Below are 20,973 nucleotides of genomic sequence, written 5' to 3'. Positions count from 1 at the left end.
AATGATGACGCCGGAAACGATCCTGACCGCGGCCGAAATCGCCGAGATCCAGGCCGAACTCGCGCATTACCCGAGCCCGTCGGCGGCGTCGATCGAGGCGCTCAAGGTCGTGCAGAAGCACCGCGGCTGGGTGGCGGACGAGCCGCTGAAGGCCGTAGCTTCCTTGCTGAACATGTCGCCCGAGGATTTGGATGCCGTCGCGACGTTCTACAACCTGATCTTCCGCCAGCCGGTGGGTCGCACGGTGATCTACTGCTGTAACAGCGTCAGCTGCTGGATGCTCGGGGCCGATGCGGTCCGCGAGCGCCTGTCGGAGCGGCTCGGCATCGGCCTCGGCGGGACGACCCCGGATGGTGCGTACACCCTGTTGCCGATCGTCTGCCTGGGCGCTTGTGACCATGCGCCGGTCGTCATGGTCGGCGAGCGCCTATGCCACGATGTCAGGCCGGCACAGATCGACGCGGTCTTCGCCGACGAGGTCGGTCCGGCAAGCACGGAGTCGGCGTGATGAGCGGTACCGCTACCCCACTGACGCAAAACGTTCGCCCCGACGGCGCCGCGGCGACGCTCGAACAGTATCGGCGAACTGGCGGTTACCTTGGCCTGACCCGTGCTCTGGAGACGCTGTCGCCGCAGGCCGTGCAACAGGAGGTCAAGGACGCGGGACTTCGCGGCCGTGGCGGCGCCGGTTTTCCGACCGGCGTCAAATGGGGGCTGGTGCCGATGGGCGACGACGCGGGGCAAAAGTATCTGGTCGTCAACGCCGACGAGATGGAACCGGGCACCTTCAAGGACCGCTACCTGATGGAGCGTGACCCGCACCAGCTGATCGAGGGTGTCGCGATCGCCGCCTACGCCGTGCAGGCGAGCGTCGCCTACATCTTTCTACGTGGCGAATATCATGTGGCGGCCCAGCGGCTGAAGCTCGCGATCGGCGAGGCCGAACAAAATGGCTATCTGGGTGCGAACATCGGCGGCTCGTCCTTTGGCCTGGAACTGCATCTGCACAGCAGCGCCGGCCGCTACATCTGCGGTGAGGAAACCGCGCTGCTCAACTCTCTCGAAGGCAAGCGCGCGACGCCGCGGGCCAAACCCCCGTTTCCGCAGATCAGTGGTCTCTGGGGAAGGCCAACGGTCGTCAACAATGCCGAGACGCTGTGCAATGTGCCGCACATCATCAGGGAAGGCGTGGATTGGTACCGCGCGCTGAGCGCCAGTGTAGATGCCGGCACCAAGTTGTTCGGCGCCAGCGGGCAGGTTCGGCGCCCTGGCCTGTGGGAACTGCCGATGGGCACGACGATACGCGAGATCCTCGAAGACCACGCCGGCGGCATGCGGGACGGCTACCGGCTCCGCGGCCTGCTGCCCGGCGGGGCGTCCACCGACTTTCTGCTGCCGGAACACCTCGATCTGCCGATGGAGTTCGACGCCATCGCCAAGGCCGGCAGCCGGATGGGCACCGGCACGATGATCGTGCTCGACGACCGTACCTGCCCGGTGCAGATGGTGTTGAACCTCGAGCGTTTCTTTGCGCAGGAGTCCTGCGGTTGGTGCACCCCTTGCCGCGACGGTCTGCCGTGGACGGTGCGCCTGCTCGAAGACCTCGTAGCCGGTAATGGGCGGGCCGAGGATTTGGAGCAACTGGGCCGCCTGTGCCGCATGATGGGGCCGGGAAACACCTTTTGCGCGCTCGCGCCCGGAGCGGCCGAGCCGCTGCAGAGCGCTTTGAAGCATTTCCGCGGCGATTTCGAACGCTATTTGCCGCGGCAGTCGGAGGTCGCCTGATGGTCGGAATCGTCGTCGATGGCGAGCGACATGAGGTCCCCGCCGGCGGCAATTTGCTGCAGAGCCTGTTGTCGCTGGGGCTGGACCTGCCGTATTTCTGCTGGCACCCGGCGCTGGGTTCGGTCGGCGCGTGCCGCCAGTGCGCGGTCGTGCAGTATCGGGACGAGAACGATGCGACTGGCCGTCTCGCGATGGCATGCATGACACCGGTCGCCGAGGGTCTGCGGATCGGCTTGAAGGCGCCGGCTGCGGTCGAGTTCCGCGCCGGCATCATCGAACTGCTGATGACGAATCATCCGCACGACTGCCCGGTCTGTGAGGAAGGCGGCGAGTGTCATCTGCAGGACATGACCGTGATGACCGGCCACACCTTCCGGCAGTACCGCGGACTCAAGCGCACCCACCGCAATCAGTACCTCGGCCCGTTCATCAACCACGAGATGAACCGCTGCATCGCCTGTTACCGCTGCGTACGCTTTTATCGCGACTATGCCGGAGGCGATGACCTGCAGGTATTCGCCTCCCGCAATCAGGTCTATTTCGGCCGTTTCGAGGACGGTGCGCTGGAGAACGAGTTCAGCGGCAACCTGGTCGAGGTCTGCCCGACGGGTGTGTTCACCGACCGTACCTTCAGCGCGCATTTCACGCGCAAGTGGGATCTGCAGACCGCGCCATCCGTTTGCGTGCACTGTGGCGTGGGGTGCAACACGACGCCCGGCGAGCGCTATGGCACGCTGAAGCGGGTGATCAACCGCTATCACGGGGAGATCAACGGCTATTTCCTGTGCGACCGGGGACGTTTCGGCTACGGTTTCGTGAATTGCGCCGATCGTCTGACCGAACCGATGTTGCACGGTCAGCCGGTCACGCGCGCCGAGGGTAGCGCGCGACTGAGGGATGTGATCCTCAAGGGCGCGATCGGGATAGGCTCGCCGCGGGCCTCGCTCGAGGCGAACTTCGCGTTGCGCGAACTGGTCGGGCCCGAGAACTTCTATGCGGGGTGTGCTGACGCCGATTACGCGATGCTCGACACGATACGGCGCGTGCTGGCGTCATGGCCGGTGCATAGCCCGAGCTTGCGCGAGGTCGAACGGGCCGACGTCGTGCTGGTACTGGGCGAGGACGTCGGCAATACCGCACCGCGCCTCGCGCTGGCGATCCGCCAAGCCACTCGAAATTGCCTGTTGGCCGCTGCCGCGGAGCTGAAGATCGCGCCGTGGCAGGATGCCGCCGTCCGCGAACTGGCCCAGCAGACCCGCGGCCCGCTGTTCCTCCTCGCGACGACGGGGACGCGTCTGGACGAACTGGCCGAGGTCGTGGTCCGGCGAACCCCTGCCGACATTGCCCGGCTAGGTTTCGCGATCGCGCATGCGCTGGAGCCTTCGGCGCCTGCCGTTTCCGGGTTGTCCGACGAGGACCGGCAACACGCCAAGTCGATAGCCGAGGCCCTCGAACGGGCAGGCAACCCACTGGTGGTCAGCGGAACCGGCAGTGGGGAGCCGGCCATCGTGGAGGCTGCAGCGCAGATTGCCGGCGCGCTGAGTCGCCGCCGCAAGCAGCCGGCATCCGTGTCCTTCGTCGTGCCCGAATGCAACAGCCTGGGTCTTATGCTGCTGGACCCGAAGCGCCTGGGCAAGGCGCTGGAGGGTGCAGAGAGCGGATCAGTGCCGGCGGCAATCGTGCTTGAGAGCGACTTGTTTCGGAGCGCGAGAACAGAGGCGGTCGAAAGCTTCCTGTCACGCGTGGGGGAAACGGTACTGCTCGATCACTCGCCGCAGGCAACCGCTCACCGAGCTCAGATCGTGCTGCCGGTAGGCACTTTCGCCGAGACCGAGGGAACGTTCGTCAACGGCGAGGGCAGGGCGCAGCGGTTCTTCGCGGCGATGTCGCCGCGCGGCGCAGCGATGGATAGCTGGCGTTGGCTCGCCGAGGCACATCCCCGACACGATTGGCAGTGCCTGGACGAGGTCACAGGGGCCTGCGCGGCGGCCATTCCAGTCCTGGCCCGGATGGTCGATGCGGCGCCCCGCGCGGATTTCAGGATCGATGGGCTGAAGATCCCCAGACAGACGCACCGCCGCAGCGGGCGGACGGCGGCTTCCGCGCATATCGATATCCGCGAGCCGCAGCCGCAAGACGACACCGACTCGGCCCTGGCGTTCACGATGGAGGGTGATGCTTTCGATGCGCCGGCGGCGCTGCGAACCTACAGCTGGGCGCCGGGTTGGAACTCGAACGGCCAGTCGATAGCCAAGTTCCAGGGCGAGGTCGGCGGCGCACTGCGCGGAGGCGATCCGGGCGTCCGGCTGTTTGAGCCGGTTCAGCGAGGTGCAGCCCCCTGGTTCACCGAGATACCCAGAGCCGTAGCCGCCGAGCCCGGCGTGTGGCTCACGGTTCCGCGATATCACGTGTTCGGCAGCGAAGCACTTTCGGCGCGCGCCGAATCGGTCATGGAGCGCATCCCGGCGCCTTATGTCGCCTTGCATCCCAGCGATCTCGCTCGGCTGGGACATGCCGATTCCGTGGAGCTGAACTGGGACGGCTTTCGGGAAGTGCTGCCGGTGCTGGCCGACGACACCGTGGTTCCCGGCACCATTGGCGTGCCGGTTGGCCTCCCCGGCATGCCCAGCGGTCCCTGTCCCCGAACGTTGGCATTGCGCAAGGCCGAGCCACACGGCTCCGGAGTCAGCACGTGAGCGTGGGGTCGCCGCTGAATATCGGACTGATCCTCGGGGCCGTGATCGCGACGGCCGCGGTGTTGATCTGGGTCGAGCGCCGGCTGCTGGCCGTCTGGCAGGACCGGCTGGGCCCGAACCGGCTAGGACCTTTGGGCCTGCTGCAGGTCGCGGCCGACATGATCAAGATCCTCAGCAAGGAAGACTGGGTTCCGCCCTTCGCCGACAAGGGCGTGTTCGTTTTCGCACCCACCGTCATCATGGTCACCATGCTGACCGCTTTCGCGGTCGTGCCGATCGCACCGGACGTCGGCATCATCGACTTCAATTTCGGGCTGCTGTATTTCCTCGCCTTGTCGTCGCTATCGGTCTACAGTGCGGTGCTCGCGGGCTATGCATCGAACAACAAGTATTCGCTGTATGGCGCGTTGCGCGCCTCGGCGCAGACGCTGAGCTACGAGGTCTTCATGGGCCTGTCAGTCATGGGGGTGGTGATGCTGGCCGGCACCTTCGACCTGCGGGTCATCGTCGAGGCCCAACAAAATCTCTGGTACATCGTGCCGCAATGCCTGGGATTCGCGGTGTTCTTTCTCGCGGCGCTGGCCGAGAGCCACCGGACGCCGTTCGACCTTCCCGAGGCCGAACACGAACTCGTCGCGGGTTTCCATACCGAATACTCGGGAATCAAGTTCGGCATGTTTTTTGTCGGCGAGTACATCGGCATCACGCTGAGTTCGGCCATGATGGTGACGCTATTCTTCGGCGGCTGGCACGGTCCGTTGTTGCCGCCCGTGGTCTGGTTCGTGCTGAAGACCGCGGTTTTCGTCATGCTGTTCATCCTGATCCGCGGTGCGTTGCCGAGACCCCGCTACGATCAGTTGATGGCCTTCGGCTGGAAGGTCATGCTGCCGCTGGCCTTGCTCAACCTGATGCTGACCGGGGCGCTGGTGCTGTGGGTCGGGGGTGCTGCCTGATGGCCGGTCTGCGGCAGATCGCTATGCAGGGGCGGGCCGTGCTGGGCCTTGTGCTGAGTCAGTTCCGAACGCTGTGGCGGGTGCTGGGACATACCTTCACGCGGGCCGACACGGTCGAGTACCCCGAACAGAAACCCGCGCTGTCGCCGCGGTACCGCGGGCGCATCGTGCTCACGCGGGACCCGGACGGTGAGGAACGCTGCGTCGCGTGCAACCTATGCGCCGTCGTGTGCCCGGTCGCGTGCATCGCGCTGCAGAAGGCCGAGGACGCGCACGGCCGCTGGTATCCCGAATTCTTCCGCATCAATTTCTCGCGCTGCATTTTGTGCGGGCTGTGCGAGGAAGCCTGTCCGACCTACGCGATCCAGCTGACCCCGGACTTCGAGATGGCCGAATACGACCGGCGCAACATGGTGTACGAGAAGGAGCATCTGTTGATCGACGGCCCTGGCAAGTACCACGACTATAACTTTTACCGGGTCGCCGGCAAGAGTATCGGTGGTAAGGACAAGGGAGAGGGGGAGCATGAAGCGCCCCCGATCGATATCCACAGCCTGCTGCCATGAAGGAACAGGCATGCTGCTGATGCTTTTCTACACCGCCGCGGCCGTCGCCGTGATCTCGACCGTATTGGTCATCACCCAGCTGAACGCGGTGCATGCGCTCTTGTACCTGATACTGTCGCTGATCGCATCGGCAGTCGTGTTTTACCTGATGGGGGCCTATTTCGCCGCGCTGCTGGAGGTGATCGTCTACGCCGGCGCCGTCATGGTGTTATTCCTGTTCGTCGTGATGTTGCTGAACCTCGGCCAGCGGACCATCGAACAGGAGCGGGTCTGGCTGCAGCCCGGAAGCTGGCGTGGTCCGGCAGTGCTGGCAGGCGTGTTGCTGACCGAACTGTTGTGGGTGCTTGCAACGGGGTCCGCAGCGGAAACCGGCCATGTCGTCAGCTCCAAGGAGGTCGGCATCCGGTTGTTCGGACCGTATGTGTTGGCGGTCGAACTGGCCTCGATGCTGCTGCTGGCGGGTCTGGTGGGGGCCTATCATCTGGCGCGCCGCGGGGACCGGCTGCGATGAACGCGATACCGATGGAGCACGGTTTGGCGCTGGCGGCCATCCTGTTCGCGCTCGGACTTATCGGCGTGATGGTGCGGCGCAATCTGATCTCGGTATTGATGTCTCTCGAAATCATGCTGAATGCCGCCGGACTGGCCTTCATCGTCGCGGGTTCGCGTTGGGACCAGGCGGACGGCCAGATCATGCTGCTGCTGGTGCTGAGCCTGGCCGCGGCCGAGGTCGGCGTGGCGCTGGGTCTGGTCATGCAGGTCTACCGGCGTTTCCGCACGCTGGACATCGACGCGCTAAGCCAGATGAAGGGCTGACGGAGACCACCGATGCAGGGATTGTTGCCACTGATTCCGCTTTGTCCGCTGCTCGGCTGCCTCGCGCTGATCTTCGGCCAGGGGATGATGCCGCGCCGGGCCGTGCCGTGGGTTGGAGCCGGTTCGGTTGGGCTGGCCGCTTTGCTGACCGGCATGGTGGGAGGCCAATTCCTGGGCGGCTCGCTGGAGCCCGTCACGGTCACGTTGTGGACTTGGCTGCGTTCCGGGGAACTCGGACCGGATTTCGCGCTGTATCTGGATGCCCTGTCTTTATCGATGCTGTTCATCGTGACCGGCGTCGGCTTTCTGATCCATGTCTACTCCGCCGGCTTCATGGCGGACGATCCCGGTTACGCGCGCTTCTTCGCCTACATGAACCTGTTCGTCGCCGCGATGCTGATATTGGTGCTGGCCGACAATCTGGTGCTGCTGTACCTGGGTTGGGAAGGCGTCGGTCTATGCAGTTATTTGCTGATCGGCTTCTGGTACCCGGAGCCTGCGAACGGTGCTGCGGCACGGAAGGCCTTCGTGACGACGCGGGTCGGGGACACCGCGCTGGCGCTGGGCCTGTTCCTGCTGTTCGCGGAATTGCGGACCTTGGACATCCAGCCGCTGATGGAGGCGGCGTTTAATCACTGGACATCCGGCGATCCGACGGCCACGTTGGCCGCCTTGCTCTTGCTCGGCGGTGCGGTCGGCAAGTCGGCGCAGTTGCCGCTGCAGACCTGGCTACCGGACGCTATGGCAGGACCGACGCCGATCAGTGCGCTGATCCATGCGGCCACGATGGTGACGGCCGGGGTCTACCTGATCGCCCGCATGCACAGTCTGTTCGAACTGGCTCCCGACGTCATGTTGCTGGTCGCGGTGGTCGGTACCTTGACCTTGCTGATGGCGGGCTTCAGCGCGCTGACCCAGACCGACATCAAGCGCATCCTTGCCTATTCGACGATCAGCCAGATCGGCTACATGTTCCTGGCCCTCGGTGTCGGCGCATGGCCCGCGGCGGTGTTTCATCTGATGACTCACGCTTATTTCAAGGCGCTGCTGTTTCTGGGCGCCGGCGCGGTGATCCATAGCTACCACCACGAGCATGACATCTTCCGGATGGGAGGGCTGCGCCAACGCCTGCCGGTCGCCTTCTGGAGCTTCGTTTTCGGCAGCGCGGCGCTGATGGCCCTGCCATTCACGTCGGGCTACTACAGCAAGCACGAGATCTTGCTCGCCGCGTACGAGGGCAGGGGGGGCGCATGGCTGTGGGCCGGGGGCCTGTTCGGCGCGATGCTGACGGGACTCTACAGTGCCCGGCTCCTCTTCGTCGCGTTTTTCGGGCGCGCGAACACGCACGCGAGCGAGCAGCTCGGATTGAGCATGAAGCTTCCGCTGTTGGTGTTGTGCGGGCTTTCGCTGCTGGGCGGGTTCTGGGTAATTCCGTTGGCGAGCGTGTTCGGAGAAACGGCGGTCGTGCCTCATCCCCCTGACGGGATCGGCTTGATCAGCACGTTTGCGCCATTCGTCGGTATCGCGATTGCGGCGGCCTTTTATTGGCAACGCCTGTATTCCAGCGACAACCTGATGGCCTCTGGCCTGGGCCAGTCGCTGTACCGGCTCTGGTTCAGCGGCTGGGGCTTCGACTGGCTGTACACGCGCGCGTTCGTCGAACCGTTCAAGTGGTTCGCTCGAATCAATCAGCGCGACGGTATCGACGGGGTGTACCGCGGCATCGCGGCGCTGGCGAGCGCTGGCCATGCGCAGGCCTCGGCGGCGCAGAACGGACGGCTCCGGTGGTACGTTGCCAGCCTCGTCAGCGGCGCCGTGCTGGTGGTCGCGCTGGGAGCCTGGTGGTGATGCTGGCTTTACTGATTGCCATCCTGGCGGTGGGCGGGCTGGCGGCCTGGTACGGGGAACGTGCCGGTCCCGATGCCCCGCGCTGGATCGCGCTGGCGGCGATCTCGTTGGTCGGACTGTTGCTGCTGCCCTATTTCGGTCCCGCGGTCTCGCCGACCGATGGAGCCTGGTTGTCGGAGATTTACGCGACCTGGATCCCGCGGTTCGGTGTCGGGTTTCATCTCGCGCTCGACGGTTTGAGTCTGGCTCTGGCGGTGCTGACCGTGCTGCTCGGCGCGGCGGCCGTGGCCGCATCCTGGACCGAAATTCGGGATCGGGTCGGCTTTTTTCACTGCAACCTGCTGTGGACCCTGGCCGGTGTGCTCGGCGTGTTCCTGGCGATGGACCTGTTCCTGTTTTTCGTCTTCTGGGAAGCGATGGTCGTACCGATGGCGCTGTTGATCGCTATCTGGGGGCATGAAGACCGCACTGTAGCGGCGATGAAATTCTTCCTGTTCACGCAGCTCAGCGGGCTGCTGATGCTGCTCGCGATGATCGGCCTGGTGTTGCTGCATCATCAGAATACCGGCATTTTCACCTTTGATTATCCCGCCTTGTTGAACGCCGAGCTCGACGGTGACGTCGCGCGGTGGCTGATGTTGGGTTTCTTTGTCGCGTTTGCGGTGAAGCTGCCTGCGGTCCCGTTTCATACCTGGTTGCCCGACGCGCACACGCAGGCGCCGACGGGCGGCAGCGTGCTGCTGGCCGGCGTGCTGCTGAAGACCGGGGCCTATGGCTTGCTCCGTTTCGTGCTGCCGCTGTTTCCCGAAGCGGCTGCCGCATTCGCGCCGGTTGCGCAAGGGCTGGGCGTCGCCAGCATCCTGTACGGCGGCTGGCTGGCTTTCGGGCAGGATGACATGAAGCGCCTGATTGCCTACACCAGCATCAGCCACATGGGCTTCGTGCTGGTCGGTGTCTTCGCCTGGAACGAGCAAGGCATTGACGGGGCCGTCATGACGATGCTCGCGCACGGCATCAGCGCCAGCGCATTGTTCATGCTGGCCGGCGGACTGCAGGAGCGCATTCACACCCGCGACATGCGTCGGATGGGGCGCTTGTGGGCGGACGTGCCGCGGATGGGCGCGATCGCGCTGTTTTTCTCCGTCGCTGCCCTTGGTCTTCCGGGGCTGGGCAATTTCGTCGGCGAGTTTCTGGTATTGCAGGGCGGATATCTCGTCAGCCCGGTGATCACCGCCATTGCCGCAATGGGCCTGGTCGTCGCGCCGGTCTATTCTCTGATCCTGATGCAGCGCGTGTTTCAGGGGACTTGTCTCGAGCCGCACCGCCTGTCTGATTGCGGTGGGCGTGAGTTGGCGGCCTTCGGCGTGTTGATGCTGGCCACGCTCTGGCTGGGCCTGTATCCGTTGCCCGCATTGACGGTCGCGAAATGGGCTATGGCGCCGGTTATGGAACTCTCGTACAGCGGCGAGGATCCGCCACCATGAGTGCAGCAGCTATCGGGTCGGCCGAGTTGACCGCGCTGCTGCCGATTGTCACGCTGGGGACGACGGCTGTCGTCGTTTTGTTGTGGATCGCGTTCCGCCGCGATCATGCAGAAGCCGTCTGGCTAGCCCTCGGCGGACTGTCCGCGACGCTGCTCGCGCTGGCTCCGGCAGCCGGGACGGGCTCGCGGGACGTGACCGGACTGCTGCGCATCGATGGCTATGCGCTGTTCTTCATCGCCTTGTTCTGCCTGGCCGCGATCATTGTCGTGCTGCTGGCACGCGATTATCTGCGGGAGCGTGCCGAGCAGCCGGAAGAGTTCTATCTGCTGCTGCTGACGTCATTGCTGGGCGCCTCGGTGCTCGCGGCCAGTACGCACTTCGCTTCGTTCTTTCTGGGCCTGGAAACCCTGAGCATCTCCTTGTTCCCGCTGATCGCCTATGCGACGCGCGATGCGCGCGCGCTGGAAGCCGCGACGAAATATCTGGTGCTTTCAGGGGTGGCGTCGGGCTTCCTGCTGTTCGGCATGGCACTGGTCTATGCTGAGACGGGGAGTCTGGCCTTCGGTGGTACCGCACCGGCCGCTACAGCGGTGATGCAGGCCGGTGCGGTGCTGATCCTCGTCGGTGTGGGGTTCAAACTGTCGTTTTTTCCGTTTCACCTGTGGACCGCCGACGTCTATCAGGGCGCGCCGGCGCCGGTCACGGCGCTGCTGGCGACCGTGTCTAAAGGCGCGGTGTTTGCCGTGTTGCTGCGGTATGGCGTCGATACCCCGCTGGCGCGCTTGCCGATGTCCGAGACGGTCCTCGGTACGCTGGCCGGGGCCTCGATGCTGGTCGGGAATCTCGCAGCATTGGCGCAGCACAATCTGAAACGCTTGCTGGCCTATTCCTCGATCGCCCACATGGGGTATTTGCTGCTGGCCGTCATCGCCATGCAGCGGATCGGTCCCGCGCTCGCCGCCGAAACGCTGGGTTTCTACTTGGCTGCCTATACCCTGACGACACTGGCGGCCTTCGGCGTGATGACGGCGATGAGCCCGGCCGATCGGGAGGCTGAGGAAATCGGCGACTACGCCGGACTGTTCTGGACACGGCCCGCGATCGCGCTGTTGCTGACACTGTCCCTGCTGTCGTTGGCGGGTATTCCGCTGACGGCCGGGTTTATCGGGAAGTTCTATCTGTTTATCGCGGCGAGTCACGCGGCGTTGTGGCCGTTGCTCGGGCTGTTCGTCGTCGGCAGCGGCCTCGGCCTCTATTACTACCTTCGGGTCATCTTCCGGATGGCCGCGTCCGTCGGAGAAGGAACGGCACCCGGGCCATCGGGAGCGCTGCGGGTGAGCCTCGGCACCGAGGCGGCGCTGGCGTTTCTGGGGCTTTCCATCGCCTTGCTAGGGCTGTTCCCGGCGAGTCTGATCGACTTTCTCGCGGCCGAGGCGCTGCGCTAACGCCCGGATGCGACACGCCGCAGTGCACGATCGTTCATCCGAAATAGGGCCCGAGTAATTGTGCGACTGCCGATTGCGCGCGACCGGTAGAGTTTAGCCGGCTGATGACTCTGCCGCCTGAATTCTTTATCCGGTCGACCGAGAAGGATTCCCGGTGCCGGCGGCCACCTTCATGAACGCGCCAGGAAAGCCGCATGCAGACATTGGTACGCGTAGCGCGTGTCCCATGTCAGAAACGCGCAATACCGAATCCGCAATTCCTGTAGGCAGGCGACGATCTTTCTGGCAGTGTTGGGACAGGGACGACGCGCGTAGGAGCGAAGCAGAAATGACAGCGCTGCTTCCATGTTTTCCATAGGAGGAGGTCGCGGCATGGGTCTACTCCGACTGGCTTATTTGCGAATCATTCTCATCCAAGCCGTGGCGAATTGCAACCGCTCGGGTCGAGGGAAAGCGCATTGAGCGACGCTTGCCGCTGCGTTGCTACCCTCGGATTTGCCAATGGCCGGATCGAGCGAGCGGGCGTCCGAATAACGGTTGCCGGCTTGGTTCCGCAGATCTCCCTTGAGCACGCTCCGGGCGGGTTGCCCGTCGCGGAGGTGTTACAATCGCGCGCTCTAGTTCGGCAAACAGACAGTGACGGAGCATGGCAGGTCATAGTAAGTGGGCGAACATCCAGCACCGGAAAGGGGCTCAGGATGCGCGGCGCGGCAAGCTGTTCACGAAGCTGATCCGGGAAATCACGGTATCGGCGCGGCAGGGCGGTCCCGAGGCGGCCAATAACCCGCGGCTGCGGGCAGCCGTGGACAAGGCCCTGACCGCGAACATGTCCAAGGACACGATCGACCGCGCGATCAAGAAGGGCGCGGGGGCCGGGGAAGGCGACAACTACGAGGAAGTGCGCTACGAGGGGTACGGGCCGGGCGGCGTCGCTGTCATGGTCGATTGCCTGACCGACAACCGCAACCGCACCGTCGCTGAAGTCCGGCATGCCTTTTCGAAGGCGGGCGGTAACCTGGGCACCGACGGGTCGGTCGCCTATCTGTTCACCAAGGTCGGGCAGCTGAGCTTTCCGGCCGGGGTCGAGGAAGACCGGGTGATGGAAGCGGCCCTCGATGCCGGTGCCGACGACGTGATCACGAACGACGATGGATCCGTCGACGTGCTAACGGTGCCGGAGCAGTTCGAGGCCGTGCGCGACGCGCTGACCACAGCAGGTCTTGTCGCCGAGAATGCCGAAGTGACGATGCGGGCCAACACCGCGAGCAAGCTCGACGCCGCCGACGGCGAAAAGATGATCCGCCTGCTGGAACGCCTGGAGGACCTCGACGACGTGCAGAACGTCTATTCGAATGCCGACATCAGCGAAGAGATTCTTGCGAAGATCGCGTGAAGCGGGTGTATGTATTGACGGTCGTACCGCGAACGGCAATGCCCGAGGCTGACGCGACAACTTCCCCTTGCAGCGCGGGCCGCGGCCCGGCGGTCGCCGTTTGACGCGCGTACTGGGCATCGACCCGGGTTCCCGCATCACCGGTTATGGTGTGGTCGACGAATTCCCCGGTCGCCTGGCCGTCGTCGCCTGCGGCTGCATCAAGACCGAAGCCGATTCGTTTCCCGAGCGTCTGCGACAGATCTACCAGGGCATCTTCCAGGTTGTCGAGGAGCATACGCCCACCGAGATCGCGATCGAGCAGGTGTTCGCCCACAAGAACATGGACTCGGCGCTGAAACTGGGCCAGGCGCGGGGCGCGGCGATCTGCGGCGGCATCGCCGCCGGCCTGCCGGTGCACGAATATGCTGCCCGTGAAGTCAAGCTGGCGCTGGTCGGAAAGGGCAGCGCCGAGAAGCAGCAAGTCCAACACATGGTTCGCATTCTGCTCTCTTACAAGGAACCGCTGACCTTGGATGCCAGCGATGCGCTGGCAGTGGCCTTGTGCCATCTGCATCATCAACAGACACGGCGCCGGATGCAGCGAGTCGCCGGGGTGGGGCGATGATCGGCTTTCTACGCGGTAAGCTGGTCGCAAAACGCGCACCTTCGGTGCTGGTCGATGTCGGTGGCGTTGGCTACGAGGTCGATGCGCCGATGTCGACCTTCTTCCAGTTGCCCGAGCCCGGCGTCGAGGTGTTGTTGTTCACGCATCTCGTCGTTCGGGAAGACGCGCATAGCCTGTTCGGCTTCCTGTCCGAGGAAGAGCGCGCGCTGTTCCGCAACCTGATCCGGGTGACCGGAATCGGGGCCAAGCTGGCGCTCGGCATCCTGTCCGGTGTCAGCGCCGACGAGTTCCAGCGCTGCGTGCTGGCCGAGGACACCGCGCGTCTGGTGCGCCTGCCCGGCATCGGCAAGAAGACGGCCGAGCGCCTGATCATCGAACTGCGCGACCGGCTGCCGCAGACTCCAGCCGGCCTTGACCTGCCGGCGCGCGCGGTCACGCAGCAACCGCGGGGCGCTGCAGACGAGGCAATCAGCGCGCTGCTGGCGCTGGGTTTTCGCCCGGCCGAGGCCAGCGCGCTGGTCCAGGCCATACCGGCTGAGGGCAAGACCAGCGAAGACCTGATCCGCGCCGCGCTGCAAGCGGCCGCTCGATAAGTAGCGGATTGCCGTGACGCAGTCCCGCCTGATCAGCCCCGGCGCCGATTCCGACGACGAAGCGATCGACCGAGCGATCCGCCCGCGCCGGCTTGACGATTACGTCGGCCAGGCCGCGATGCGCGAGCAGATGGCAATCTTCATCCAGGCCGCGCTGCAACGTCGCGAGGCGCTGGATCACGTGCTGATCTTCGGTCCGCCCGGACTCGGCAAGACGACACTGGCCAACATCGTCGCCAACGAACTTGGCGTGCAGATCCGGCACACCTCAGGCCCCGTCCTGGAAAAGGCCGGCGACGTTGCCGCACTGCTGACCAACCTCGAACCGCGCGACGTACTGTTCATCGACGAGATCCACCGGCTGAGCCCGATGGTCGAGGAAGTGCTCTATCCGGCGATGGAGGACTACCAGATCGACATCATGATCGGGGAAGGTCCGGCCGCCCGCTCGATCAAGCTCGACATCCCACCCTTCACGCTGGTCGGTGCAACGACGCGCGCCGGTTTGCTGACCTCGCCGCTGCGCGACCGCTTCGGCATCGTGCACCGACTGGAGTTTTACTCGGTCGACGAACTGACGCAGATCGTCACGCGCTCGGGCCGTATTCTCGGGCTGGCCATGACGCCCGAGGGCAGCCGCGAGGTGGCCCAGCGCTCGCGCGGTACGCCACGGATTGCGAACCGGCTGCTGCGGCGGGTCCGCGATTTCGCGCAGGTCATGGCCGACGGCGAAGTGACGCTGGAGGTGGCCGGCAAGGCGCTCGAGATGCTGAAAGTCGATCCGCACGGATTCGATCAACTCGACCGCAAATTCCTGATGACGATGATCGACAAGTTCGACGGCGGCCCGGTCGGTCTGGACAACCTCGCGGCAGCGATCGGCGAGGAACGCGGCACGATCGAGGACGTGCTGGAGCCCTATCTGATCCAGCAGGGTTTCATCATGCGCACGCCGCGCGGGCGCGTCGCGACGCGCAGCGCCTATCTGCATTTCGGCCTGGAGCCGCCGCGCTTCGCGGGCGCGACCGAGGAATTGTTTTGACCGCCGCTGCGGCGCGCTTTACCTGGCCAGTTCGTGTCTACTACGAGGACACGGATGCCGGCGGCGTCGTCTATCACGCGAATTACCTCCGTTTCATGGAACGGGCGCGAACGGAACGCCTGCGGGCACTCGGTCTTGAGCTGACCCATCTGCAGGAAACCGAGGGTCTGGTGTTCGCCGTACGTGGGATGGAGGTCGATTACTTGAGGCCCGCGCGCCTCGGCGACCAGTTGCTGGTCACCGCCGATGTCGACGACATCAAGCGTGTCAGCCTGACCTTTCGACAGGCCGTTTACCCGCCTGAGTCCGCCAGCGATGCCTATTGCACAGCCCGCGTGCGCGTCGTCTGCCTGTCCGCGGATGGCTTTCGCCCGATGGCCATGCCCGATCATTTATTGGAGCGGATCCGCGATGTCGCCTGAAACCTCGCTGCTGGAACTGGTCGCGCACGCGAGTTTCGTGGTGCAACTGGTGATGCTGGCGCTGCTGGCCGTGTCGATCGTGTCGTGGACGTTCATCTTCGGCAAGTACCGGGAGATCAAACGGGCCGAGGCAAACTGCGAGGCGTTCGAAGAGCGCTTCTGGTCGGGTATCGATCTGACGGCGCTGTACCGCGAGCTCTCTCGTGACGAGCACGAAAGCGAAGGGGTCGAGAGCATTTTTCGGGCGGGGTTCAAGGAGTTCGCCCGACTGCGTCAGCAGGCGGGCATCACGCCGGAGGCCCTGATTTCCGGCGCGCAGCGCGCGATGCGGGTGGCCCTGACGCGGGAGGTGGAACTGCTCGACGAACACCTGCCGTTTCTGGCGACGGTTGGCTCGACCAGCCCCTACGTCGGATTGTTTGGAACGGTCTGGGGAATCATGAATGCCTTCCGTTCCCTGGGGAATGTCAAGCAGGCCACGCTGGCAATGGTCGCTCCGGGCATCTCCGAGGCGCTGATCGCGACCGCCATGGGCCTGTTCGCGGCGATTCCGGCGGTCGTCGCCTACAACCGGTACACCACGGCAATCGACCGTCTGGCGAACCGCTACGAGACCTTTGCCGACGAGTTCCTGAGCTTGCTGCACCGTCAGGCGCACGCGCAATGAACGCTCCGCGGACGCGCGGCCGTGGCCGGCGCCGGGCGATGTCGGAAATCAACGTCGTTCCCTATATCGACGTTTCGCTGGTGCTGCTGATCATCTTCATGGTCACGGCGCCGATGCTGCAGACCGGAGTGGACGTCGACCTGCCCGACGCCAACGCCAAACCCATCGACGCTCAGGCGGAATTCCCGGTTCTGGTAACCATCGACGCACAGGGCAACCTGTTCGTCGACGTCGGCAATCAGGGTGATCGGCCGGTCGCGGCAGAGGCCTTGACGCGTCAGATTCAGGCGGCGCTCGCCCGCAAACCGGGCCGGGCCGTGCTGATACGGGGCGATCGGGCCGTGGACTACGGTCGCGTGATCACGGTGATGGCAGCGCTGAAGGAGGCCGGTGTGCCCAGCGTCGGCCTGATGACACGCCCAATCGAGCAATGACCGCACCGTCCGCGCGCGGCTGGGCCGTGTCGTTCGGGTGGTCGGTCCTGGTGCACCTCCTGTTGCTGATGCTACTGGTGTTGCGGTTCGACCGGGTAACGGAGGTTAGGCCGCCCGCCCAACCTGAAATCATCGAGGCTCACGTCGTCGAGTCCGCGCCGGTGAAGTCGCGCACGAAACCGCCGCGTTCGATCCCGGCGCCACCCGAAGCTAGACCTCGCGAGGAGCCCGCAACGGCGGCCGGTCCTGAAGACGCAGGTGGTCAGGCGGTGCGCCCGGTCGAGGTGCCTCCCGAAGAGACAGCGCCGTCGAGTCCGGATCCTGCCGAAAAGGCTACGGCTAGCCGCCGAAACGAGGAGGCGCGCCAACAGGCCCGGGCGCAGGAACGGGATGAGGAAGCGCAGCGTCGCCGTCGCGCGCTGGAACACGAGGCGGCCCGGAACGCGGCCCGCGCGCAGGCGGAGCTTCAGGCGCGGGCTGCCAAGGAACAGGCCGAGCGTGCGCGAGCCGAGCGGCTCCGCAAGGCGGAACACGAGGCGGCGGCCCAGGCTGAGCGCGAGGCGCAGGCCGCAAAGGCCGCACGGATGAAAGCCGAGGCCGAAAGTCGCGCCCACGCCGAAGCAGTGCAGAAAGCCGAGCGGACTGCGCGAGAGAAAGCGGCACGGGAGTCTGCTGCGAAGTCCGAGCGCGAGGCGGCTGTCCGCGCCCAGTCGGAACGGGAGGCCGGGGAGCGCGCTGCGCTGGCGGCTCGGGCCAAAGAAGAAGCTGAACTCAGGGACAAGGCCGCGGCGGAACTGGCAGCGCGGCGGCAGGCGGAGCGGGACGCGAAGGAGCAGGCGGAACGGGCGGCGGCACGAGCCAAGGCTGAAGCTGCAGCGAAGGCCGCCGCTGAAAAGGCCGCGAAGGAACAGGCCGCGCAGGCCCGGGCCGAAGCCGAATTGCAGCAGAGGCTGGAAAAGGACGCTCAAGAGCGGGCCGCGGCCGTGGAGCGGCGGGAACGACAGGAACGCGAGCGGGCCCTGCGCGAACAACTGGCGCAGGAAGCCGAGGCCGGGGATGAGGCCCGTATCGATGATGCCGCCCAGCAATGGGCGATTAGCAAGATCAAGCCGCGCATCAAGGCCCGTTGGGTCCGGCCGCCTTCAGCGGGCCGCGGTATGTCCTGTAAAATGCGCGTCAGTACCGACGCCGGTGGGCAGGTTACCGGCGTGGTGCTCGGCAGTTGTTCCGGGGACGCGGCGTTCGCCCGTTCGGCCGAAGCCGCGGTCATGAAGGCCTCACCCTTGCCGATGCCGCCCGATCCCCGCGTGTCGGCACGGTTGCGTTCCTTCCAGATCACCTTTCAACCCGAATAGCATGCGTCAGCCCCATTCCCGTCGTCGCTTCGCAGCCTGCTTCTTGTGCCTGGTAGCGGGCATCTGCTGGCTCGGTCTCGCGATGGCCGAGGTGTCGCTGAAGATTACCGAGGGCGCAGAGGGTGCGACGCCGATTGCCGTGGTCCCGTTCGGTGGTGCCCAGGGCGGCGACAACATCGGCGCCATCGTCGCCGCCGATCTCGAGCGCAGCGGGCGGTTCACGCCACTGCCCGTAAGCGCGATGCTGGAGCAGCCGACGCAGCCGTCGGAGGTCCGGCTCCGTAGCTGGCAGACTCTCGGTCAGGATTATCTGGTGATCGGGCGGGTGCAGCCGGGCGGTGGCGATCGCTACGTGGCCGAGTTCTCCCTCTACGACGTGCTGAAGGATGCGCCACTGCTGGAGCAGCGCTTGCCCTTTGCGGGCGCCGAGCAACGCCGCGCCGCGCATCGTATTGCGGACATCATCTACCAGCAGCTGACCGGGGAGGCCGGTGGGTTCGCCGCTCCGGTGGCTTTCGTGACCGTCAGCGGTCGCAGCGCGCAGGAGCGGAAATACCAGCTGCAGATCGCCGACGCGGATGGTTTTGGAGCACATACCGTCTTGAGTTCGCGAGAGCCGATCATGTCCCCGGCCTGGTCGCCGGACGGCACCCGTCTGGCCTACGTGTCCTTCGAGGACGGGAGTTCGGCCGTGTATGTGCAGACACTCGCCACCGGTGCCCGGGTCGTCGTGTCCAAGCGCAAGGGGATCAACGGCGCGCCGGCCTGGTCGCCCGGCGGACAGGAGCTGGCGCTGACCTTGTCCAAGGACGGGAACCCGGACATCTATGTGATGGCGATCGACAGTCGCGCGCTGCGCCGGCTGACGGATTCCCCTGGGATCGACACCGAGCCGGCCTGGTCGCCCGACGGGCGGAGCATCGTGTTCACGTCCGATCGGGGCGGACGCCCCCAGCTCTACCGGATGTCGGCAGCCGGCGGACAGGCCCAGCGCATCAGTTACGAGGGGGACTACAACGCACGCGGGGTGTACTCCCCGGACGGCCGTTACCTGGCGATGGTGAACGGATCCGCCGGTCGCTATCGCATTGCGGTGATGAACCTGGGGACGGGGGCGCTGACGCACGTCAGTCGCGGCCCACTGGATGAGTCGCCCGGTTTCTCGCCCAACGGCCGCATGCTGCTGTATTCGGCGCGCATCGACGGCGCCGCGCGGCTGGTGGCGACGCCGCTTGCCGGTGGCCGGGAGGAGGTACTGCAGATCGGCCCGGCCGACGCGCGCCAGCCGGCCTGGTCGCCCCGGGAGTAGTCATGGCAGTGCGTGCCGGCGACCAGGGACTGTGCGGTTTTACATGAGGCGCGAAGGGCGCGAGGAGGCACGATGGCCTTGAGGTTTTGGAATGGCGCGGCGTTGGCATTGGTCGTCTCGCTTCAGGGGTGCAGTTCCACCGAGACCAAGCCTGATGCTGCGGCCCCGACAGGCTACGGGCGCGGCGGTGCGGCGCAAGTCGGCCGCTATGACCCCGCCGACGCGGCGGCGCAGGGGCAGCAGCGTGCGCGTGGAGCAGCCGATGCCGCCATGGGCTACCGGGCCCCGTCTGAACGCGTGATTTATTTCGAGTACGATAGCGACGACGTACTGCCGGAGTACGTGCCGCTCGTCAACGCACACGCGGCGTTTCTGAGCGCCAACCCGAAGCGTGTCGCAACGCTGGAGGGTCATGCCGATGAGCGCGGCTCATCCGAATACAATGTTGGGCTGGGAGAGCAGCGGGCAAGGGCGGTCGCCCGCATGCTGGGACTGCAGGGCGTGTCGGAAGGCCAGTTGCAGATCGTCAGTTACGGCGAGGAGAAGGCGGCCGACTTCGGGCATGACGAGGTCGCCTGGCAGCGCAACCGCCGGGTCGAAATCAACTATACGGGACGTTAATCGATGCGTGGATACCTGATCGTGGTAGTGGCGGGGCTGGGTCTGGCGATGCAAGCCGGCGCCTTGCGGGCAGCGGAACCTTACGACGTGTACGATCGTGCTGCCGGGTACGGGGTCGATACGCTCGAGCGCCGCGTGGAAAAGCTCGAGAAGAAACTCTCCGGGCAAGCCCTGAGCGGCATCAATGAACAAGTCGATCGGCTGCAGTCCGAGGTACAGCGGCTGCGCGGTGAACTCGAGAAAGCGACCAACGAAGTCGCGCGGGTCAAGAAGCTGCAGAAGGAGGAGTTCGCCGACGTCGAAGCGAAGCTACAGCAACTCGGCAAGGCGCAGACCGACCTGCAGGCACAGGTTCAGGCGCTGACTCCGCCCGCTCCCGGTGCGGCGCCCGGCACGGTGCCCGGCGACGGCAGTGCGCCGATACCTGGGCAGCCGACCGATCCGGCGGCAGCAGTTCCAGGGCAGGCTCCGGCTCCCGGGACAACGCCTGCCGATCCGGCCGCTGCGCAGGCGGCAGCGGCTCCGCCCGCTGTCGCACCACGGGAAGCGGCTTACCAGAAGGCCTTCGGTATTCTGAAGGAAGGCCGCTATCCGGAGGCCATACGGGAGCTTAAGGCATTCCTGACGGCATACCCGAGTGGGGAATATTCCGACAACGCGCAGTACTGGCTGGCTGAAGCTTTTTACGTGACGAAAGACCCAGCGGCGGCGCGCAGTGCCTTCGACACGGTCATCAAGAGCTATCCGCAGAGTTCGAAAGTCGCCGATGCCATGCTGAAGCTCGGCTTCATCGACTACGACATCGGGCAGTACGCGCAGGCTCGCGCGACGCTGAGCGAGGTCATGCGGACTTATCCGAACTCCAGTGCCGCAAAGCTTGCGGAAAAGCGGCTGGAGCGGATGCAGCAGGAAGGGCGATAGCGGAGCGATGATTGGT

21 protein-coding genes are annotated in these 20,973 nt (G+C 65.3%); all 21 read left to right on the top strand.

All coding sequences use genetic code 11. The features are described from left to right. The first annotated feature begins 4 nt into the window (after positions 1 to 4). Complete coding sequence (nuoE, locus tag ACW73L_RS10470; protein WP_498921850.1) at positions 5 to 508, top strand: NADH-quinone oxidoreductase subunit NuoE; 504 nt, start codon at positions 5 to 7, stop codon at positions 506 to 508. Beyond that, entirely contained in the window at positions 508 to 1,785 is a 1,278-nt protein-coding gene (gene nuoF / locus ACW73L_RS10465) for an NADH-quinone oxidoreductase subunit NuoF (protein ID WP_498921849.1), read from the top strand. The genes nuoE and nuoF overlap by 1 nt, the downstream gene beginning before the upstream one ends. Beyond that, complete coding sequence (gene nuoG / locus ACW73L_RS10460; RefSeq protein ID WP_498921848.1) at positions 1,785 to 4,481, top strand: NADH-quinone oxidoreductase subunit NuoG; 2,697 nt, start codon at positions 1,785 to 1,787, stop codon at positions 4,479 to 4,481. Before nuoF ends, nuoG begins: the two co-directional genes overlap by 1 nt. Then, positions 4,478 to 5,434 (top strand): NADH-quinone oxidoreductase subunit NuoH, encoded by a 957-nt coding sequence (gene nuoH, locus ACW73L_RS10455; protein WP_498921847.1) that lies wholly within the window; start codon positions 4,478 to 4,480, stop codon positions 5,432 to 5,434. Before nuoG ends, nuoH begins: the two co-directional genes overlap by 4 nt. 50 nt (positions 5,435 to 5,484) lie before the next feature. Next, positions 5,485 to 6,000, top strand: coding sequence for an NADH-quinone oxidoreductase subunit NuoI (gene nuoI / locus ACW73L_RS10450; protein ID WP_498921909.1), 516 nt, complete (start codon positions 5,485 to 5,487; stop codon positions 5,998 to 6,000). A 10-nt stretch (positions 6,001 to 6,010) separates the two neighbouring features. Then, positions 6,011 to 6,511, top strand: a complete 501-nt coding sequence (gene nuoJ, locus ACW73L_RS10445) for an NADH-quinone oxidoreductase subunit J (RefSeq protein WP_498921846.1) — start codon at positions 6,011 to 6,013, stop codon at positions 6,509 to 6,511. Further along, a complete protein-coding gene (gene nuoK, locus ACW73L_RS10440; RefSeq protein WP_498921845.1) occupies positions 6,508 to 6,816 on the top strand; it encodes an NADH-quinone oxidoreductase subunit NuoK in 309 nt (102 codons plus the stop codon). Before nuoJ ends, nuoK begins: the two co-directional genes overlap by 4 nt. A gap of 12 nt (positions 6,817 to 6,828) precedes the next feature. Continuing rightward, on the top strand, positions 6,829 to 8,664 hold the full coding sequence (nuoL, locus tag ACW73L_RS10435; RefSeq protein ID WP_498921844.1) for an NADH-quinone oxidoreductase subunit L: 1,836 nt from the start codon (positions 6,829 to 6,831) through the stop codon (positions 8,662 to 8,664). Next, entirely contained in the window at positions 8,664 to 10,148 is a 1,485-nt protein-coding gene (locus tag ACW73L_RS10430; RefSeq protein WP_498921843.1) for a complex I subunit 4 family protein, read from the top strand. Before nuoL ends, ACW73L_RS10430 begins: the two co-directional genes overlap by 1 nt. Continuing rightward, positions 10,145 to 11,593 carry an NADH-quinone oxidoreductase subunit N gene (locus ACW73L_RS10425; RefSeq protein WP_498921842.1) on the top strand — a complete coding sequence of 483 codons (1,449 nt, stop codon included), beginning with the start codon at positions 10,145 to 10,147 and terminating at the stop codon, positions 11,591 to 11,593. The genes ACW73L_RS10430 and ACW73L_RS10425 overlap by 4 nt, the downstream gene beginning before the upstream one ends. A 646-nt stretch (positions 11,594 to 12,239) precedes the next feature. Further along, complete coding sequence (locus ACW73L_RS10420; RefSeq protein ID WP_498921841.1) at positions 12,240 to 12,986, top strand: YebC/PmpR family DNA-binding transcriptional regulator; 747 nt, start codon at positions 12,240 to 12,242, stop codon at positions 12,984 to 12,986. 100 nt (positions 12,987 to 13,086) lie between these two features. Beyond that, positions 13,087 to 13,593: a crossover junction endodeoxyribonuclease RuvC gene (gene ruvC, locus ACW73L_RS10415; protein ID WP_498921840.1), complete on the top strand. Its 507-nt coding sequence runs from the start codon at positions 13,087 to 13,089 to the stop codon at positions 13,591 to 13,593. Beyond that, the gene (gene ruvA / locus ACW73L_RS10410; protein WP_498921839.1) at positions 13,590 to 14,186 is read left to right on the top strand and encodes a Holliday junction branch migration protein RuvA; all 597 of its coding nucleotides are present in this window, start codon (positions 13,590 to 13,592) and stop codon (positions 14,184 to 14,186) included. Before ruvC ends, ruvA begins: the two co-directional genes overlap by 4 nt. Positions 14,187 to 14,199: 13 nt before the next feature. Next, positions 14,200 to 15,228 (top strand): Holliday junction branch migration DNA helicase RuvB, encoded by a 1,029-nt coding sequence (gene ruvB / locus ACW73L_RS10405; RefSeq protein WP_139556375.1) that lies wholly within the window; start codon positions 14,200 to 14,202, stop codon positions 15,226 to 15,228. Continuing rightward, on the top strand, positions 15,225 to 15,650 hold the full coding sequence (gene ybgC / locus ACW73L_RS10400) for a tol-pal system-associated acyl-CoA thioesterase (protein WP_498921838.1): 426 nt from the start codon (positions 15,225 to 15,227) through the stop codon (positions 15,648 to 15,650). Before ruvB ends, ybgC begins: the two co-directional genes overlap by 4 nt. After that, on the top strand, positions 15,640 to 16,317 hold the full coding sequence (gene tolQ / locus ACW73L_RS10395; protein WP_498921837.1) for a protein TolQ: 678 nt from the start codon (positions 15,640 to 15,642) through the stop codon (positions 16,315 to 16,317). Before ybgC ends, tolQ begins: the two co-directional genes overlap by 11 nt. After that, entirely contained in the window at positions 16,314 to 16,751 is a 438-nt protein-coding gene (gene tolR, locus ACW73L_RS10390) for a protein TolR (RefSeq protein WP_498921836.1), read from the top strand. Before tolQ ends, tolR begins: the two co-directional genes overlap by 4 nt. Further along, entirely contained in the window at positions 16,748 to 18,106 is a 1,359-nt protein-coding gene (gene tolA / locus ACW73L_RS10385; RefSeq protein ID WP_498921835.1) for a cell envelope integrity protein TolA, read from the top strand. Before tolR ends, tolA begins: the two co-directional genes overlap by 4 nt. Before the next feature lies 1 nt (position 18,107). Next, positions 18,108 to 19,415 carry a Tol-Pal system beta propeller repeat protein TolB gene (gene tolB, locus ACW73L_RS10380; protein ID WP_498921834.1) on the top strand — a complete coding sequence of 436 codons (1,308 nt, stop codon included), beginning with the start codon at positions 18,108 to 18,110 and terminating at the stop codon, positions 19,413 to 19,415. A 72-nt stretch (positions 19,416 to 19,487) separates the two neighbouring features. Next, positions 19,488 to 20,036: a peptidoglycan-associated lipoprotein Pal gene (pal, locus tag ACW73L_RS10375; RefSeq protein WP_498921833.1), complete on the top strand. Its 549-nt coding sequence runs from the start codon at positions 19,488 to 19,490 to the stop codon at positions 20,034 to 20,036. Positions 20,037 to 20,039: 3 nt separating this feature from the next. Next, positions 20,040 to 20,957 (top strand): tol-pal system protein YbgF, encoded by a 918-nt coding sequence (gene ybgF, locus ACW73L_RS10370; protein WP_498921832.1) that lies wholly within the window; start codon positions 20,040 to 20,042, stop codon positions 20,955 to 20,957. Positions 20,958 to 20,973 lie beyond the last annotated feature (16 nt).

The organism is Methylolobus aquaticus, from assembly GCF_054172105.1.
Note: the sequence above shows the minus strand (reverse complement) of the source record. Positions and strands in the feature narration are given on the sequence as shown.

Bases quoted from the DNA above. Each gene is read 5' to 3' on its own strand.
- nuoE (WP_498921850.1), top strand. From the start codon at position 5: ATGACGCCGGAAACGATCCTGACCGCGGCCGAAATCGCCGAGATCCAG.
- nuoF (WP_498921849.1), top strand. From the start codon at position 508: ATGAGCGGTACCGCTACCCCACTGACGCAAAACGTTCGCCCCGACGGC.
- nuoG (WP_498921848.1), top strand. From the start codon at position 1,785: ATGGTCGGAATCGTCGTCGATGGCGAGCGACATGAGGTCCCCGCCGGC.
- nuoJ (WP_498921846.1), top strand. From the start codon at position 6,011: ATGCTGCTGATGCTTTTCTACACCGCCGCGGCCGTCGCCGTGATCTCG.
- nuoK (WP_498921845.1), top strand. From the start codon at position 6,508: ATGAACGCGATACCGATGGAGCACGGTTTGGCGCTGGCGGCCATCCTG.
- nuoL (WP_498921844.1), top strand. From the start codon at position 6,829: ATGCAGGGATTGTTGCCACTGATTCCGCTTTGTCCGCTGCTCGGCTGC.
- ACW73L_RS10430 (WP_498921843.1), top strand. From the start codon at position 8,664: ATGCTGGCTTTACTGATTGCCATCCTGGCGGTGGGCGGGCTGGCGGCC.
- ACW73L_RS10425 (WP_498921842.1), top strand. From the start codon at position 10,145: ATGAGTGCAGCAGCTATCGGGTCGGCCGAGTTGACCGCGCTGCTGCCG.
- ACW73L_RS10420 (WP_498921841.1), top strand. From the start codon at position 12,240: ATGGCAGGTCATAGTAAGTGGGCGAACATCCAGCACCGGAAAGGGGCT.
- ruvA (WP_498921839.1), top strand. From the start codon at position 13,590: ATGATCGGCTTTCTACGCGGTAAGCTGGTCGCAAAACGCGCACCTTCG.
- tolQ (WP_498921837.1), top strand. From the start codon at position 15,640: ATGTCGCCTGAAACCTCGCTGCTGGAACTGGTCGCGCACGCGAGTTTC.
- tolR (WP_498921836.1), top strand. From the start codon at position 16,314: ATGAACGCTCCGCGGACGCGCGGCCGTGGCCGGCGCCGGGCGATGTCG.
- tolA (WP_498921835.1), top strand. From the start codon at position 16,748: ATGACCGCACCGTCCGCGCGCGGCTGGGCCGTGTCGTTCGGGTGGTCG.
- tolB (WP_498921834.1), top strand. From the start codon at position 18,108: ATGCGTCAGCCCCATTCCCGTCGTCGCTTCGCAGCCTGCTTCTTGTGC.
- pal (WP_498921833.1), top strand. From the start codon at position 19,488: ATGGCCTTGAGGTTTTGGAATGGCGCGGCGTTGGCATTGGTCGTCTCG.
- ybgF (WP_498921832.1), top strand. From the start codon at position 20,040: ATGCGTGGATACCTGATCGTGGTAGTGGCGGGGCTGGGTCTGGCGATG.